At 73.6% G+C, this 14112-nt stretch carries 13 protein-coding genes; 5 read left to right on the top strand and 8 right to left on the bottom strand.

Annotated elements, in window-relative coordinates; all coding sequences use genetic code 11:
* Positions 1-17: 17 nt before the first annotated feature.
* Together AC0I8G_RS01070 and AC0I8G_RS01065 are read right to left on the bottom strand one after the other, a co-directional pair.
* Positions 18-677: a response regulator transcription factor gene (locus AC0I8G_RS01070; RefSeq protein WP_471728315.1), complete on the bottom strand. Its 660-nt coding sequence runs from the start codon at positions 675-677 to the stop codon at positions 18-20.
* On the bottom strand, positions 674-1894 hold the full coding sequence (locus tag AC0I8G_RS01065; RefSeq protein WP_471728314.1) for a sensor histidine kinase: 1221 nt from the start codon (positions 1892-1894) through the stop codon (positions 674-676). The genes AC0I8G_RS01070 and AC0I8G_RS01065 overlap by 4 nt, the downstream gene beginning before the upstream one ends.
* A gap of 138 nt (positions 1895-2032) precedes the next feature.
* Between AC0I8G_RS01065 and AC0I8G_RS01060 the strand changes: the two genes are divergently transcribed.
* Together AC0I8G_RS01060 and AC0I8G_RS01055 are read left to right on the top strand one after the other, a co-directional pair.
* Positions 2033-2635 carry a DUF308 domain-containing protein gene (locus AC0I8G_RS01060; protein ID WP_471728313.1) on the top strand — a complete coding sequence of 201 codons (603 nt, stop codon included), beginning with the start codon at positions 2033-2035 and terminating at the stop codon, positions 2633-2635.
* A gap of 60 nt (positions 2636-2695) precedes the next feature.
* On the top strand, positions 2696-2869 hold the full coding sequence (locus AC0I8G_RS01055) for a hypothetical protein (protein ID WP_471728312.1): 174 nt from the start codon (positions 2696-2698) through the stop codon (positions 2867-2869).
* Between the two features lie 58 nt (positions 2870-2927).
* Here the strand turns inward: AC0I8G_RS01055 and AC0I8G_RS01050 are convergent, their stop codons facing one another.
* On the bottom strand, positions 2928-3974 hold the full coding sequence (locus AC0I8G_RS01050) for an NAD(P)-dependent alcohol dehydrogenase (RefSeq protein WP_471728311.1): 1047 nt from the start codon (positions 3972-3974) through the stop codon (positions 2928-2930).
* Between the two features lie 222 nt (positions 3975-4196).
* On the opposite strand from AC0I8G_RS01050, the gene AC0I8G_RS01045 reads away from it, so the two are divergent.
* Positions 4197-6362, top strand: a complete 2166-nt coding sequence (locus AC0I8G_RS01045; RefSeq protein WP_471728310.1) for a PP2C family protein-serine/threonine phosphatase — start codon at positions 4197-4199, stop codon at positions 6360-6362.
* Between the two features lie 25 nt (positions 6363-6387).
* Here AC0I8G_RS01045 and AC0I8G_RS01040 read toward each other — a convergent pair whose 3' ends face one another.
* On the bottom strand, positions 6388-6798 hold the full coding sequence (locus AC0I8G_RS01040) for an ATP-binding protein (protein WP_380259183.1): 411 nt from the start codon (positions 6796-6798) through the stop codon (positions 6388-6390).
* A gap of 130 nt (positions 6799-6928) precedes the next feature.
* Entirely contained in the window at positions 6929-8017 is a 1089-nt protein-coding gene (locus tag AC0I8G_RS01035) for a fatty acid desaturase family protein (protein WP_471728309.1), read from the bottom strand.
* A gap of 303 nt (positions 8018-8320) precedes the next feature.
* On the opposite strand from AC0I8G_RS01035, the gene AC0I8G_RS01030 reads away from it, so the two are divergent.
* On the top strand, positions 8321-10558 hold the full coding sequence (locus AC0I8G_RS01030) for a putative bifunctional diguanylate cyclase/phosphodiesterase (RefSeq protein WP_471728308.1): 2238 nt from the start codon (positions 8321-8323) through the stop codon (positions 10556-10558).
* On the opposite strand, the gene AC0I8G_RS01025 is transcribed toward AC0I8G_RS01030, so the two are convergent.
* A complete protein-coding gene (locus tag AC0I8G_RS01025) occupies positions 10521-12392 on the bottom strand; it encodes a putative bifunctional diguanylate cyclase/phosphodiesterase (protein WP_471728307.1) in 1872 nt (623 codons plus the stop codon). The genes AC0I8G_RS01030 and AC0I8G_RS01025 overlap by 38 nt on opposite strands.
* Positions 12389-12763, bottom strand: a complete 375-nt coding sequence (locus tag AC0I8G_RS01020; protein WP_471728306.1) for an STAS domain-containing protein — start codon at positions 12761-12763, stop codon at positions 12389-12391. The genes AC0I8G_RS01025 and AC0I8G_RS01020 overlap by 4 nt, the downstream gene beginning before the upstream one ends.
* A gap of 274 nt (positions 12764-13037) precedes the next feature.
* Between AC0I8G_RS01020 and AC0I8G_RS01015 the strand changes: the two genes are divergently transcribed.
* Positions 13038-13787: a GAF and ANTAR domain-containing protein gene (locus tag AC0I8G_RS01015; protein WP_471728305.1), complete on the top strand. Its 750-nt coding sequence runs from the start codon at positions 13038-13040 to the stop codon at positions 13785-13787.
* 29 nt (positions 13788-13816) lie between these two features.
* Here the strand turns inward: AC0I8G_RS01015 and AC0I8G_RS01010 are convergent, their stop codons facing one another.
* Positions 13817-14080, bottom strand: a complete 264-nt coding sequence (locus tag AC0I8G_RS01010) for a hypothetical protein (RefSeq protein WP_471728304.1) — start codon at positions 14078-14080, stop codon at positions 13817-13819.
* Positions 14081-14112: the final 32 nt, after the last annotated feature.

Below are 14112 nucleotides of genomic sequence, written 5' to 3'. Positions count from 1 at the left end.
AGTCGCGCGCTGGAGCCTCAAGGGCGCAGTCCGGCGCGGAAGGCGAACGAGACGAGTTGCGCCCGGTCCCGCGCACCGACCTTCGTCATCGCCCGCACCGCGTGCGTCTTCACGGTGAAGGGGGACAGCGACAACCGGGCGGCGATCTCCTGGTTGCTGAGCCCGTCCGCGACGAGGAGGGTGATGTCCCGTTCGCGGGGGGTCAGGACCGCGAAGCGGTCGAGGAGGTGGCGGTCGGGTTCCTGCTGGGGACGGTGCGCCACGTGGTGGATCAGCGCCGACGTCGCGGCCGCCGACAACGTCCCCCCACCCCCGACGACCTCGGCGATGCCGGCGACGAGTTCCTCGGGACCGACCATCTTGCTGAGGAAGCCGTTGGCTCCCGCACGCAGGGCGGCGAGGACGACGTCGTCCTGGTCGAACGTGGTGAGCACGACGACCCGGACCTCCTCGGGCGGGTGGTGCAGCCGGATCCGGCGGGTCGCCTCGACCCCGTCGACGCCCGGCATCCGGAGGTCCATCAGGACGACGTCGACGGGGTGCTCGCGCAGGAACGTGACGGCCTGCAGGCCGTCGGAGAGGTCCGCGACCACCTGCAGACCGGGATCGTGGGCGAGCATGGCCCGGATCCCCGCGCGCATGTCGTCCTGGTCGTCGACGACGAGGACGGTGGTCACCGGGGCCCCGTCCCGACGGGACCGAACTCCGCGTGCACCCGGAACCGCTCCCCGACGGGGCCGACGCGGAGTCGTCCGCCGGCCGACTCGACGCGTTCGCGCATCCCGACGAGTCCCATCCCGGACCCGGGGACCGCGGTGGGCGGCCCGCCCGCGGCGTCGTGCTCACGGTCGTTCCCGGGGCGTTGCTCGAGGCCGTTCTCGACGGTGACGGAGATCCGCCCCGTGGTGGCGCGCACGTCGACCGTGGTGGGCCCGGTGCCGTGGCGGTGGGCGTTGGTGAGGGCCTCCTGGACGACCCGGTAGACCGTCACCCCGAGGCTCGGTTCCGCGACCCCGTCGGCGAGCTGGAGGGAGGGCTCGACGTCGAGGCCGATCGCCTCGAAGGACTCGACCAGGCCGCTCAGGCTGCTGAGCCCGGGCGTCGGTCGCAGCGCCTCCTCGGTCGTGACCTCGTCGCCGCGTCGCAGCAGCGCGAGGATCCGCTGGGTCTCGACCACTACCGTCGCGGCGCTCGAGCGCGCGGAGACGAGGGCCTGCCGGGAGCGCTCGGCGTCGGGGGGCAGTCCGATCTCCGCGACGCCGAGGTGGACGTTGAGCATCGCGACCTGGTGGCCGACGACGTCGTGCAGGTCCCGGGCGATGCGCAGGCGTTCTTCGGTGACCCGTCGGGTCACGTCGACCTCGCGCGCCGCGAGCGCCGCCGCCGCCTGTTCCTCCAGGGTCCACCAGTGCTCGCGGTGCAGGCGCAGAGCGGCGCCACCCACGCCGCCGGCCACGGCCGAGAACAGGGCCGCCGACCCGGCGAACGCGCCACCGCGGAAGGCACCCACGGTCATCAACGCGGCCAGGAAGCAGACCGCCGTGACGACGGTGCCCGCGAGCGCGTTGCGGCCGCGCAGGGTGACGGAGAACAGCACGAGCACCGCCGTCATCCACACCGACAACGGGTCGCGGCCCACGACCGTGACGGCGAAGGGGGCAACGCTCGCCACGACCAGGCCGCACCACGGCCACCACCACGAGAGCGCGACCCCGCCCCCGGCCAGCAGGACCGCGAACGCCGTCGGCCACCCCGCACCCGTCACCACCACCGCCACCAGTTGCGCCGCGAACACCAGTGCCGCAACGCCGTAGGCGAGGGCGTGGGGCAGCAGCGGGCGCCGGATCCAGGGCGGTGTCGCCGGTCGTTCGGCGGCGTTCGTCGGGGTGACCACGCTCCGATCCTCCGCCCGGGGCCACCCGGCGGCGTACTACGGACGAAGTACACGCCCCTCCGGTGCGGGCGGACGCCCCGCGGGAAACGGTCCAGTGGGAGTACGCGCTCCTCCTCGGCGACGCAGAGGCTGGACGCCATGACCCAGCGGACGACCAGCCCCTCGCAGAACCCGACCACCGTGACCGTGACCCCGGACGGCCTCCGGACCCTGCACCTGGTCCGGGCGGTGGTGTCGACCGTCTGGGTGGTGCTCGTCCTCACGACGTCCGCCTCGCTCGTGGCCACCGACGTCCCCACCACGGTCTCGGGCGTCCTGCTCGTCGCCTACCCGGTGTGGGACGCCGTCGCGACGTTGCTGGAACGCCGCGTGGCCGGGACCGACGCGACGGGCGGGGTCCGGACCCTCAACGTGGTCCTCGGGGTCGCCGCCGCCGTCGCGATGGTCGTCGCCGTGCGGGACAGCGTCGGCTCGGCCCTGCTCGTCTTCGGGGTCTGGGCGCTCGTGTCCGGAGCCGTCCAGCTCGCCGTGGCGCTCCGCCGTCGCCGCACGGTGGGGGCGCAGTGGCCGATGGTGGCGAGCGGCGGGTTGTCCGTCGTCGCGGGCGCGTTCACCGCGCTGAGCTCCGCCTCGGCGAGCAGCGGGTTGTCCTCGCTCGCCGGGTACTCGGCGGTCGGTGCGCTCTGGTTCCTCGTCTCGGTGGTCGTGCTGTCCGTGCGCGTCCGGCGGGCCGCGCGCTGACCCGGGGCCGGCGTCGTGTTCCGCGCGCGGGCGCAGCGCGGGCGGCGCACAGTGGGGCGCATGCAGGAACCAGGAGAGAACCCGGCCGTGCCGGACACCGACGCGGACCCCGAGATGCTGAACCCCCGTGATCTGCGGGACGAGGAGTCCGGCGACGGAGCGCGGGACGACGAGGGGTCGCAGGACCAGGACGGCGATCCGGCGTCCCTCAACCCGCGGGACGATCAGGGCTGATCGACACGACGACGGCCGGCCCTCCCGCGGGAGGACCGGCCGTCTGCACGTCGGTGCGTCAGTCCAGCGTGCTGACGTCGATGACGAACCGGTAGCGGACGTCGGAGGCCAGGACGCGTTCGTAGGCCTCGTTCACCTGCTCCGCGCCGATGACCTCGATCTCGGCGCCGAGGTGGTGCTCCGCGCAGAAGTCGAGCATCTCCTGGGTCTCGCGGATCCCACCGATGGGGGAACCGGCGAGCGACCGCCGCGCCATGATGAGCGAGAACACCGCGAGCGACAACGGCTTCTCCGGCGCCCCGACGTTCACCATCGTGCCGCCCACGCGCAGCAGCGAGAGGTAGGCGTCGAGGTCGACGACGGCGCTGACCGTGTTCACGATGAGGTCGAAGGAACTCGCGAGGTCCTGGAACGTCGACTGATCGGAGGTCGCGTAGTAGTGCGCGGCGCCCAGGCGCAGCCCGTCCTCCTGCTTCTTCAGCGACTGCGACAGGACGGTGACCTCGGCGCCCATGGCGGCGGCGATCTTGACGGCCATGTGGCCGAGCCCACCGAGGCCGACGACGGCGACCTTCTTGCCGGGGCCGGCGCCCCAGTGGCGCAGCGGGGAGTACGTGGTGATCCCCGCGCACAGCAGCGGTGCGGCCTCGTCGAGCTCGATGCCGTCGGGGATGTTCAGGACGAAGGCCTCGGTCACGACGATGGCCTGGGAGTAGCCGCCCTGGGTGGGCTGGCCGTCCTTGCCGACACCGGCGTAGGTGCCGACGTTGCCCTTGACGCAGAACTGCTCCTCGCCGCCCGTGCAGTACTCGCACTCCCCGCAGGAGTCGACCATGCAGCCGACGCCGACGCGGTCGCCGACGGAGTGCTTGGTGACCTCGGAGCCGACCTCGGCGACGATGCCGGCGATCTCGTGGCCGACGACGACCGGGTAGTTCGTGGCGCCCCACTCGCTGCGGGCGGTGTGGATGTCGGAGTGGCAGATGCCGGCGAACTTGATGTCGATCAGGACGTCGTGCGGCCCGACGTCGCGACGCTCGATGGTGGTCGGGGTCAGCGGCTGGTCGGCGGCGGTGGCCGCGTAGGCCTTCACGGTCGTGGTCATGCGGTGCGTTCTCCTCGCGGACGGCGAAAGGGTGGTGGGGTCCGGGGATCGACTCCGGGACCGACGCCAGTCGAACACGCCGCGGGCGGTCGAGGCCCGCCGGAACGGCCCTCCCGGGGGGCCCTGTCACACCCTCCTTCGCCGGCACCGGTCGAGCGGGGGGACCGGTCCTGGCGGCCTGCGGCGGCGCGCGCCGGGGCGCGACGCTCGTAAGCTCGCACCGTGAGTCATCAGCCTGCGGGTGCGTTGCCGGGCGGTGTCGGGCAACTCCCCGCCGTGGTGCACGACTACCCGGCGGCGGTCCTGCTCGTCGACACCGAGTCGACCAAGGTCGTCTACGTCAACGACCTGGCCCGCCAGCTGGCCCCCGACGTGCGGCTGCCCCTCGACGTCGAGGACTGGTCGCGCGCGGCGGGACTCGAGGTCGACCCGGGAAGCCCGCTGAGCGCGAGCAGCACCCCGCTCACCCGGGTCGCCGCGGGTGATCCCGACACCGGCCGCCAGGTCAGCGCGGCGTTGCGGTCGGAGGCGACCGAGGCCCGGGAGGCGTTGTGGGCCATCGGGATGCCGCTGCACGACGCGCCGCTGCCGTTGCGGGCGCGCTCGCTGCTGGTCCTGCTGCCGGTGCGCTTCCCCGACGCCGTGGCCGGGGTCCGGGCCGCCGCCGTGGTCGACCGGGCCCACCGCTCGGTGCTCTCCAGCGGTCTCGCGATGGCCATCAGCGACCCGGCCGCGGCGGACGAACCGCTCATCTGGGTCAGCCGGAACTTCGAGCAGCTCACCGGCTGGGACGCCGCGGAGGTGCTGGGGCGCAACTGCCGCTTCCTGCAGGGGCCGGACACCGACCCCGAGGCCGTCGCGAACCTGCGCGACGGCATCGCCGCCGGCAGGACGGTGAGCCAGGTCCTGCTGAACTACCGCCAGGACGGGTCGGCGTTCTACAACCACGTCGTCGTGTCCCCGGTCTTCGACGCCGAAGGCCGCCTCATCCACCGGGTCAGCGTCCAGAGCGACGTGACCGGCCAGGTGGTGGCCGCCAAGCAGCGCGACGCGGCCCTCGCCGACGCCGCCGCCGCGCGCGCGGCCCAGACCGCCGCCGAGGACGCGGGCCGCTTCGGGCGGCTGCTGCTCACGCTGAGCGAGGCCCTGACCGCGACGATCACCGTGGACCAGGTGGCCGCCACGATCACCGACGTCGTGGCCGCGGAACTGGGAGCCGCGGGCGGCGGGCTGCTGCTGGCGGACGCGGCCCGCACGCACCTCCGGTTCAGCTCGCTGGAGCACATGCCGGCCGGCATGAACCCCTCCTGGGCCCGGATCTCCTGGGACGAGGACTCACCGGTGGCCGCCGCGGTCCGCACCCGGCGAGCGATCTTCCACCGGGACCGCGAGCAGTTGCTCGCGGTGCACCCGGACCTCCCGGCCCGCGCCGTCCTGCCGCCCCTGGGGGCGACGGTGAACCTCCCGCTCGTCGTCGGACGCGACGTCGTGGGCGCCGTCTTCCTCTACTGGGACCAGGCCCAGGACTTCTCCACGGAGCAGCGGGCGGCGCTGCAGGCGCTGGCCGGCTACACCGCCCAGGCCGTGCAGCGCGCGACCCTCATCCGCGAACGCCGGAGCGCCGCGGAGATCCTCCAGCAGTCGATGCTGACCCGGTTGCCCGAACCGGACCACCTCGAGATCCGCGCCCGCTACGTCCCCGCCGCGGTGGGGGAGTACGTGGGCGGGGACTGGTACGACGCCGTCGTCCTCCCCGACGGGGCCACCACCGTCGTCATCGGCGACGTCACCGGCCACGACATGACCGCCGCGGGGCACATGGGTCAGCTGCGAGGTCTGTTGCGCGCGTTCGCCTTCGACCGCCTGGAACCTCCGTCGCAGGTCGTGTCCCGCCTCGACCGGGCGCTCGCGGGTCTGCACGTCGAGGGCCTCGCGACCCTCGTCCTGGCGCGCATCGAGCAGACCGAGGAGGACGCCGCGGAGGGGCTGCGCAGGCTCCGCTGGACGAACGCCGGCCACCCCCCGCCGGTCGTCCTGACCGCCGACGGTGGCACGGAGGTCATGGAGTCCGAGCCGGAACTGCTCATCGGGCTGATCCCGGAGACCGTCCGGACCGACCAGGTGCACCTGCTGCCGCCGGGCAGCACGGTGCTCCTCTACACCGACGGGCTCATCGAACACCGCGGCCGGAGCCTGGACGACGGCCTCGCCGACCTCCGCCGGGTCCTGAGCAGCTGCGGCGGGCTCACCCTGGAGGAACTGCTGGACCGGCTCGTGGTGGAACTCGTCGGCGATTCGCCCGAGGACGACTGCGCGATCCTCGCCGTCCGGGCCCACCCGGAGGACCGACCGCGTCCGCCCGAGGCGGGTCCCGGTCGGATCTCCTGAGGCGTCGCAGGCCGGCGTCGCAGGTTCAGGCGTCGCCGCCGACCTGGAACCACACCTGCTTCCCGGTGACCGCCCGGACGCTGCCCCAGCTGTCGGCGAGGACGTCGACCAGGGCCATGCCCCGACCGCTCGTCGCGTCGGCGTCGACCTGGCGCACGACCGGCTCGGCCGGGTTGTCGTCGGAGCACGTGACCCGCACCCCGCCCACCGAGCAGTCCACCGTCACCCGCACCCGGTCCCCACCGCCGTGCCGGACGGCGTTGGCGACGAGTTCGGTGGTCAGCAGGGCCACGACCTGCAACAGGTCGACACCGGGCGCCGCGGTCCCACCGCGGGTGGAGGCGGCGGCGCAGTCGTCACCGACGCAGTACTCGTGCACGCGGTGACGGGCCAGCGACACCGACCGGGTCTCGGTGGGGAGTTCGAGCTGAAGCACCTGCTGATCCGTCCCTCGTCGGAGCGCCGGCCCGGGGGAGCGCGATCACCTCGGACCCGACCGGGTCCGTGCCCACTGTGGGGCCGCTCGCACCCCGGCGCCACCGCACGCGTCGGGTCGCCCGGCGGCCTCAGCTGCGCAGCTGTGCCGCCAGCGGGCAGGAGTTCTGCCGCCGCCCGGCGAGGCCCACGGTGTTGAGGTGCGTGACGACGGCTGCGAAGGCGCCGGTGACGCTGGTCTGGGTGTAGGGGATGCCGACCTCGGCGCAGTGCGCGCGCACCAGGGGCTGCACGAGGCGCAGGTTCGGCCGCGGCATGCTCGGGAAGAGGTGGTGCTCGACCTGGCGGTTCAGTCCGCCCATGAAGAAGTCGACGAGGCGGCCGCCCCCCACGTTGCGCGAGGACAGGACCTGGCGGTTGAGGAAGTCGAGCTTCGCGCCCCGGGCCAGCAGCGGCATCCCCGTGTGGTTGGGGGCGAAGGCCCCGCCCAGCAGGACCCCGAAGACGGACACCTCGATCGCGACGAAGGCGGCGGCCTTCCCCGGGGACACCGCCAGCAGCAGGATCGTGGCGTAGACCGCCCAGCGGCCCACGACCATGAGGACGTCGACGTGGGTGCGCTTCATCGCGCCCCGTCGCAACAGGGCCGAGGCGCTGTCGACGTGCAGGTTGAAGCCTTCGAGCATCAGCAGCGGGAAGAACCAGAAGCCCTGGTGCGTCAGCAGCCACCGGTGGGTGCGGCCCATCCCCTCCAGCGCCTCCGGGTGGAACGCGAGGACCTTGGAGTTGATGTCGGTGTCGCGCCCGACCTGGTTCGGCGCCGCGTGGTGGAGGTTGTGCTTGCCCAGCCACCAACCGTGGCTGAGCCCGCCGAGCAGGCTCGCCAGGCACCGGGAGGCGAGGGCGTTCCACTTCGGGGTGCTGAAGATCTGCTGGTGCGCGGCGTCGTGGCCCAGGAACGCGACCTGGCTCAACGTCAGCGACACGACCGGGGCGAGCAGCAGCACCCACCAGGTGTCGCCGATGAACTGCAGGGACGTCGCCAGGACGGCCAGCACGACGACGAGGGTGGTGATGCGGCGCCAGTAGTAGCCGAGGCGGCGTCGCATGAGCCCGGCCTCGCGCACGCGCTGCGCGAGCGCCGTGTACGTGCTGGTGCTGCGGTGGGCCGCTCGCGCGGTGCGCGTCGCGCCCGCCGTCGGGGACTGCTCGAGTGCCATGGCCGTTCCTGTCGTCCGCGTCGTGACCGACGCGCCACCAGGGTTCGGGGCAACACATCGCTGTAGAGGTCACAACACCACCTGCGGGCGAGCAGGGCAAGCGGGGTGGATTCCGCACCACGTCACCGGTTCGGGCGCTCCACCTGCGGAGATGGTTCGCCGATGACACCAGGGTTCCTCCAACAGGCCGGGGATCATCACGATCGAGTCGGTGAGGTTCCCGTGCGCCACCCCAGCAGCCCGTCCGCGTCGCCGCGACCCACTGGTGCGCGCCGCCCGGCGCTGCTCCGTTCCGTGCTGCTCGTGAGCGCTGTCCTCGTCCTGCTCCCCGCGACGGCTGTCGCCGGGGAGATCGTCTCCGCCGGTCTGCGCCTGGTCGGGGTGGGCCTCGCCGTCGTGGTGCTGCGTCACAAGGCGGGGACGACCGACGACGAGCGCGCGGTGTGGCGGTGGCTCGCGCGGGCCACCGCGGTGGTGTGCGCGGGAGCGCTCGCGCAGTTCGGACTGAGCGCCCTGGCCGGGGCGAGCGGCCGGGCGGGCCTCGAGCTACCCGGGGACGTCGTGCTGAGCGCGTCCTGCCTGCTCGCGTGCGTGCTGGTGTACCAGGGACTCATCGTCTGGAACCGGACCAGCACGAGGCTCGCCGATCCGGGTGACTGGTTGAACGGGATCAGCGCCGGTCTGGCCGTCTCGGCGCTGCTCCACCTCGTGATCGCCTGGCGCGCCGGAGGTCGCGAGCAGTTGCTGCCCTGGTGGGTCCTCGACCTGTCGGTGGCCCGTTCCTCCGCCCTCTTCATCGTGCTGGGGACGACCCTGACCGTCGCGGTCATGGCCGGCCTGGTCCGGGACCCGCGGATCTGGGTGATCGCCCTCGGCGTGGTGTTCCTCATGGCGGTGGAGGTGGCGACGACGTTCGACCTCCTGCACGGCGCGTGGTCGTCGTCGGGGTGGGGGCTGTTCTGCGTCGTCGTGGCCTGGGCCTCGACGGTGCGGGCGCGGCCGGTGCGGCCCCAGGAGGCCACGACGCAGTCGCTCACCATCGGCACGTTCGTCGTGCTGCTGGCCAGCGTGGCGATCATCCTGCTCGCCACCCGGCTGCCCCCGCAGTCCACGGGCGTCGCCGTGATCTGCGGGGGGCTGGCCGTGGTCGGGGTCAGCACCCGTGTGGTGCGGCTCGTCTCGGACCTCTCGACGTTGGCCCAGACGCGGCAGGACGCGCTCACCGACGACCTCACCGGTCTGGCGAACCGGCGCGCCTTCGGCCAGCAGCTGGACCTCGCCGCGGAGGGCGGCGACGACGTCGCCGTCTACCTCCTGGACCTCGACCGGTTCAAGGAGGTCAACGACCGGTTCGGCCACGCCGTCGGCGACCGGCTGCTGCAGCGCACGGCGGGCCGGTTGGCGGCCGCCGTCCCTGCGGGCGCGGTGCTGGCGCGTCTCGGCGGGGACGAGTTCGCCCTGCTCCTGCCCGGTGCGGACGCGGTGGGTGCCGTGCGCTTCGCGCACGAGCTGGCGGCCGCCGTGCAGGGTGCCGGTGGAGTCGAGGGCACCGGTCAGGTGTCCGCGAGCGTCGGGATCGCCCTCCCGACCCGCGCCGAGGACCCGGCGGGGACGCTGGACGGGGGCGAGCTGCTGCGCCGCGCCGACGCCGCCATGTACCAGGCGAAGTCGACGGGGGAGGTCGTGCGCCTCTACGACGACGCCATCGACCGCGCCGGCCGCGAGGAGGCGCTGACGTCCGACGAGCTGTCCTGCCTCTTCGCCACCGGTGAGGTGGGTCGGCAGTTCCGGGTGCACTACCAGCCGCAGCTGGACCTGCGCTCCGGTGCCCTGGCCGGGGTCGAGGCCCTCGTGCGCTGGCAGCACCCCCGCCTCGGTCTGCTCGCGCCCGCCGCCTTCCTCGACCTGGTCGAACGCGGAGGCCACATGGCCGACCTCACGGAGTTCGTGCTGCGGGAGGCGACGGTGTGGGCGAGGGCGGCGCCATGGACGGACGAGGTCCGGGTGGCCGTGAACCTGTCCGCGAGCTCGCTGGCCGACCCGGGTCTGCTCGTCCTGCTCGACGAGCTGCTCGCCGAGGGCCTGGATCCGACCGTCGTCGTCCTCGAGGTCACCGAGACGTTGCTCATGAGCAACCCCGAGCAGGCGGTGGAGATGACCCGGGAGATCCGTCACCGCGGTTTCGGGCTGAGCATCGACGACTACGGGACGGGGTACTCGTCGCTGTCCTACCTCGTCGACCTGCCCGCGACGGAGGTCAAGCTCGACCGGTCCTTCACGGTGCGGCTGTCCGGTGACGATCGAGTGCGGCAGATCGTGGCCGGCACCGTGGAACTCGCGCACCGCCTCGGCCTGCGGGTCGTCGCCGAGGGGGTCGAGGACGAGGCGACGCTGGAGGTCCTGCGCTCGCTCGGGGTCGACGAGACGCAGGGGTACCTGCACAGCCGACCGCTGGCGCCGGCCGACGTGCCCGCCTGGGTGCGCGACCGGTCCGCGCCCGCGCTCAGCGGCGGGCGGTCGAGCTCAGCCACTGCGCCGTGAGGGCCTCGGCCGGTTGTGGCTTCCCGCACCAGTACCCCTGCAGGTAGTCGCAGCCGGCGGCGGCGACCTCCAGCGCCTGGGCCTCGGTCTCCACCCCTTCGGCGATCACCCGCAGGTCGAGGCTGGCGGCGACCGTGACCACGGCCGCCACCAGGGCACGGCGGCGCGGGTCGGTGGCGATGCCGGCGACGAACGACTTGTCGATCTTGGCGAGCCGCACGGGGAGTTCCACGAGCCGGGACAGCGAGGAGTACCCGGTGCCGAAGTCGTCGACGGACAACGGGTGACCGAGGCGCTGCTGCTCCTGCAGACCGACGAGGACCTGGGGGTCGATGAAGCTGCTCTCGAGGAGTTCCAGACCCAGGTGCCCGGGGTCCAGACCGTTGCGGGCCAGGGCCGAGACGATGGTGGGGCCCAGCAGGGGGTCGACCAGTTCACGGGCGGTGACGTTGACGTAGGCCGTGGCCGGTGCCGCGGAACCCAGCTGCTCCCGCCAGAGCGCCATCTGCGTGCAGGTCTGGGCGATCACCCAGCGCCCGATCCCCACGATGGACCCGTTGTGGGTGGCCAGGTCGATGAACTCCGCCGCCGGCAGCAGACCGTGGACGGGGTGCTGCCAGCGCACGAGCGCCTCCACGGCGTGCAGCGCGCCGGCGGCGTCCACGATCGGTTGGTAGTGGATCCGCAGCTGCCGCAGCCCCTCGGCCTCGGCGAGCTGGTGCTCCAGCAGACGCAGCGGGGGGCGCAGCGGCTGCCCGTTCGGCCCCGTCTCGCGGGCGAACTCGCCCAGCCGTCCGGGGGTGTGCTGCTTGGCGACGTACATGGCGCCGTCGGCGTCGGCCAGCAGGCCGTCGGCGTCGGTGCGCTGGTCGCTGAGGGCGACGCCGATGCTGGCGGAGACGACGAGGTCGACCTCGCCGACGGGGATGGAGCGCCCCAGGGCCTGACGCAGCCGTGCCACGACCGCCTCGACGCTCTGCTGCAGCTCGACGGCGTCGGACTGCGGCAGGTCCTCGCACACCAGCACGAACTCGTCACCGGCGAGCCGGGCCAGCGTGTCGCCCTGGCGCAGGGTGGCGCCCATCCGGGCCGCGACGGTCGCGAGCACCAGGTCGCCGGCCGCGTGGCCGAAGGTGTCGTTGACGCCCTTGAAGCGGTCGAGGTCGACGAACATCACCGCGACGACGCGGCCGTGGCGCTGCGCGCTGTGCAGGGCGTGCTCGAGACGGTCGAAGAGCAGGGCCCGGTTCGGCAGCCCGGTCAGCGCGTCGTGGGTGCTGGTGTGCGCCAGCTCCCGCTGGGCGCTGCGCGCGGCGTCGCGGTCGGCGGCGATCTCCACGTAGGACGCCGCCAGGTGGGCCAGCAGCCGGACCCACTGCAGCTCCTCGACCTGCCAGGTCCCGGGCCGGCGGCGGTAGAGGTCCAGAGCCCCCCAGACCCGCCCGTCGCTCACCAGCGGGACGGCCACCACGGAGAGGAAACCCGCGGACACCGTCCGCTCCACGTACTCCGGCCACGCCGTCTGGACGGGGTCGCGCAGGTCGTCGACGACCACCTCGACCACGAAGTCGGTGGCGTCGCGGCAGGGCCCCTCCTGCCGGAGCTGCTGCAGCACCTCGGGACCTTCGAGGTCGTGGTCGCTGGCCTGCACGAACCGGACGTTCTCGCCCTCGGTGATCACGACCCCGGCCCCGTCGACGCCCAGGTGCTGCGCGGTGATGTCGACGAGGCGGGCCAGCAGCTCCTCGGTGCCGACGTCGCCGGCCGCGATCCCGGCCAGCGCGGCGAGGGCGGCCACGAGGGACGGCTCGCCCGACCCGTCGCGGGCGCTCACCGGCCGACCGCGTGCAGCGGGGCCCGCAGATCGATCTCCGTGTCGACCGTGTCGACCGTGTCGACCGCGTCGGCCCCGAGCCGACCCGTCACCCCGAGGGTGTCGAAGAGGAGACGGACGACGGGCCGGGCCCCCGTCGTCCGGAACCCACCCCCGACCGTGCGCGCCAGGCGGGACAGGTAGAGCAGGCTGGACAGGCCGCGGCAGTCGACGAAGGCCGTGTCCCGCAGGTCGACCACGACGTGACGGGCCTCGGCGAGGAGGGCGAGGGTGCACGCTTCGAAGACGTCGGCGGTCTCGGCGTCGAGCTCGCCGCACACCTCGACGACACCCACTGCGCCGCTCGTGCGGCGACGGACGGAGAACTCCACGAGAGGCTCCCGGGGTCGGTGCGGGCGGCGCCCCACCCTGGACACCTGAGCCACTGTTCGACCGGGCGCCACGCTAGCGCGGACGGCCGTCGGTGGCGAGCGCTGCCGCGGGCCCCGCAGGGCTAGGCTCGGCGCACTGCGTGAGCGGAGCCGTTCCCGGTGAGGCTCCCGGTCACAGGGGTTCAACCAGCAGCCCCGGCGCACGGCCGCCGCCCCCGGGTGGTGGTCCCACCCCGCCGTCTGCAGCCGGCGGGCGAGCAGCAGGAGGTGCACCGTGACCACGGACGACGACCGGGGTGAGGACGTGCAGTCCGCCACCCGACCGCGGATGGAGCCCCAGGAGGCCTTCGCCGAGCTCGGCGCCATCGTCCTGGGCCAGTCGCTGGGTGAGGTCCTGCGGCGGATCGCCGACCTCGCCGTCGCCTGCATCGCGGGGGCCGACGAGGTCTCGGTGACGCTCCTGGACGGGGACAAGACGACGTCGGCGGCCTTCACCGGGCAGCTGGCCGCCGTCCTCGACGAGCGGCAGTACGAGGCCGGGTTCGGGCCCTGCCTGGACGCCGCGCAGACCGGTCAGCACCTGCGCATCGACGACACCGCCCACGAGACGCTCTACGCCGACTTCGCCGCGACGGCCGCGCGCCAGGGGGTCCGCAGCGTCCTCAGCATCGGCCTCCCCATGCCGCAGCGGGTGCTGGGAGCCATCAACGTCTACCGCTTCGGTGGCGAACCCCTCGACGCCGAGGCGGAGGAGCTGGCGGCCACCTTCGCCGGCTACGCGGCCGTCGCGCTGGCCAACGCGGCGCTCTACGCCTCGACGGCCGACCTGGCGGTCAACCTGCAGATCGCCATGAACAGCCGCGCGGTCATCGAGCAGGCGAAGGGGGTGCTCGTCGGCCGCCTCGGCTGCACGCCCGAGGAGGCCTTCACCCACCTGGCGACCCAGTCCCAGCACCAGAACCGCAAGCTGCGCGACATCGCGAAGGAGGTCGTCGAGAGCGCCGTGGGACGGTCCGGGCGCTAGTCGGACCGGAGTAGTCGGAACCGGCGCGGTCAGGGCCGGTAGAGGTCCTGGCCGGCCACCGCCCGCCGCACCGCCTCCGCCGTGCTGGGAACGTCGTAGCGGGCCCGCAGCGACCGCGCCACCGCGACCACCTCGTCGAGGTCGCAGCGCAACCGGGTGGCGACCTCCGTGCCCGAGTACCCGAGGGCGAGCATCCGCCCGACGGCGACCTGCAACGAGCTCAGGTCGCCCGGCGGGTCGTCGGTGGTGGACCGGGGGTGCGTGGGGTGGCGGTGCGGGGGGTGCTGGGACACGGTGCGACCTCGTCCTGCGACGCAGCCCCGGC

Source organism: Kineococcus sp. AC630 (assembly GCF_979255925.1).
This window is presented reverse-complemented; position numbering and strand designations above follow the sequence as displayed.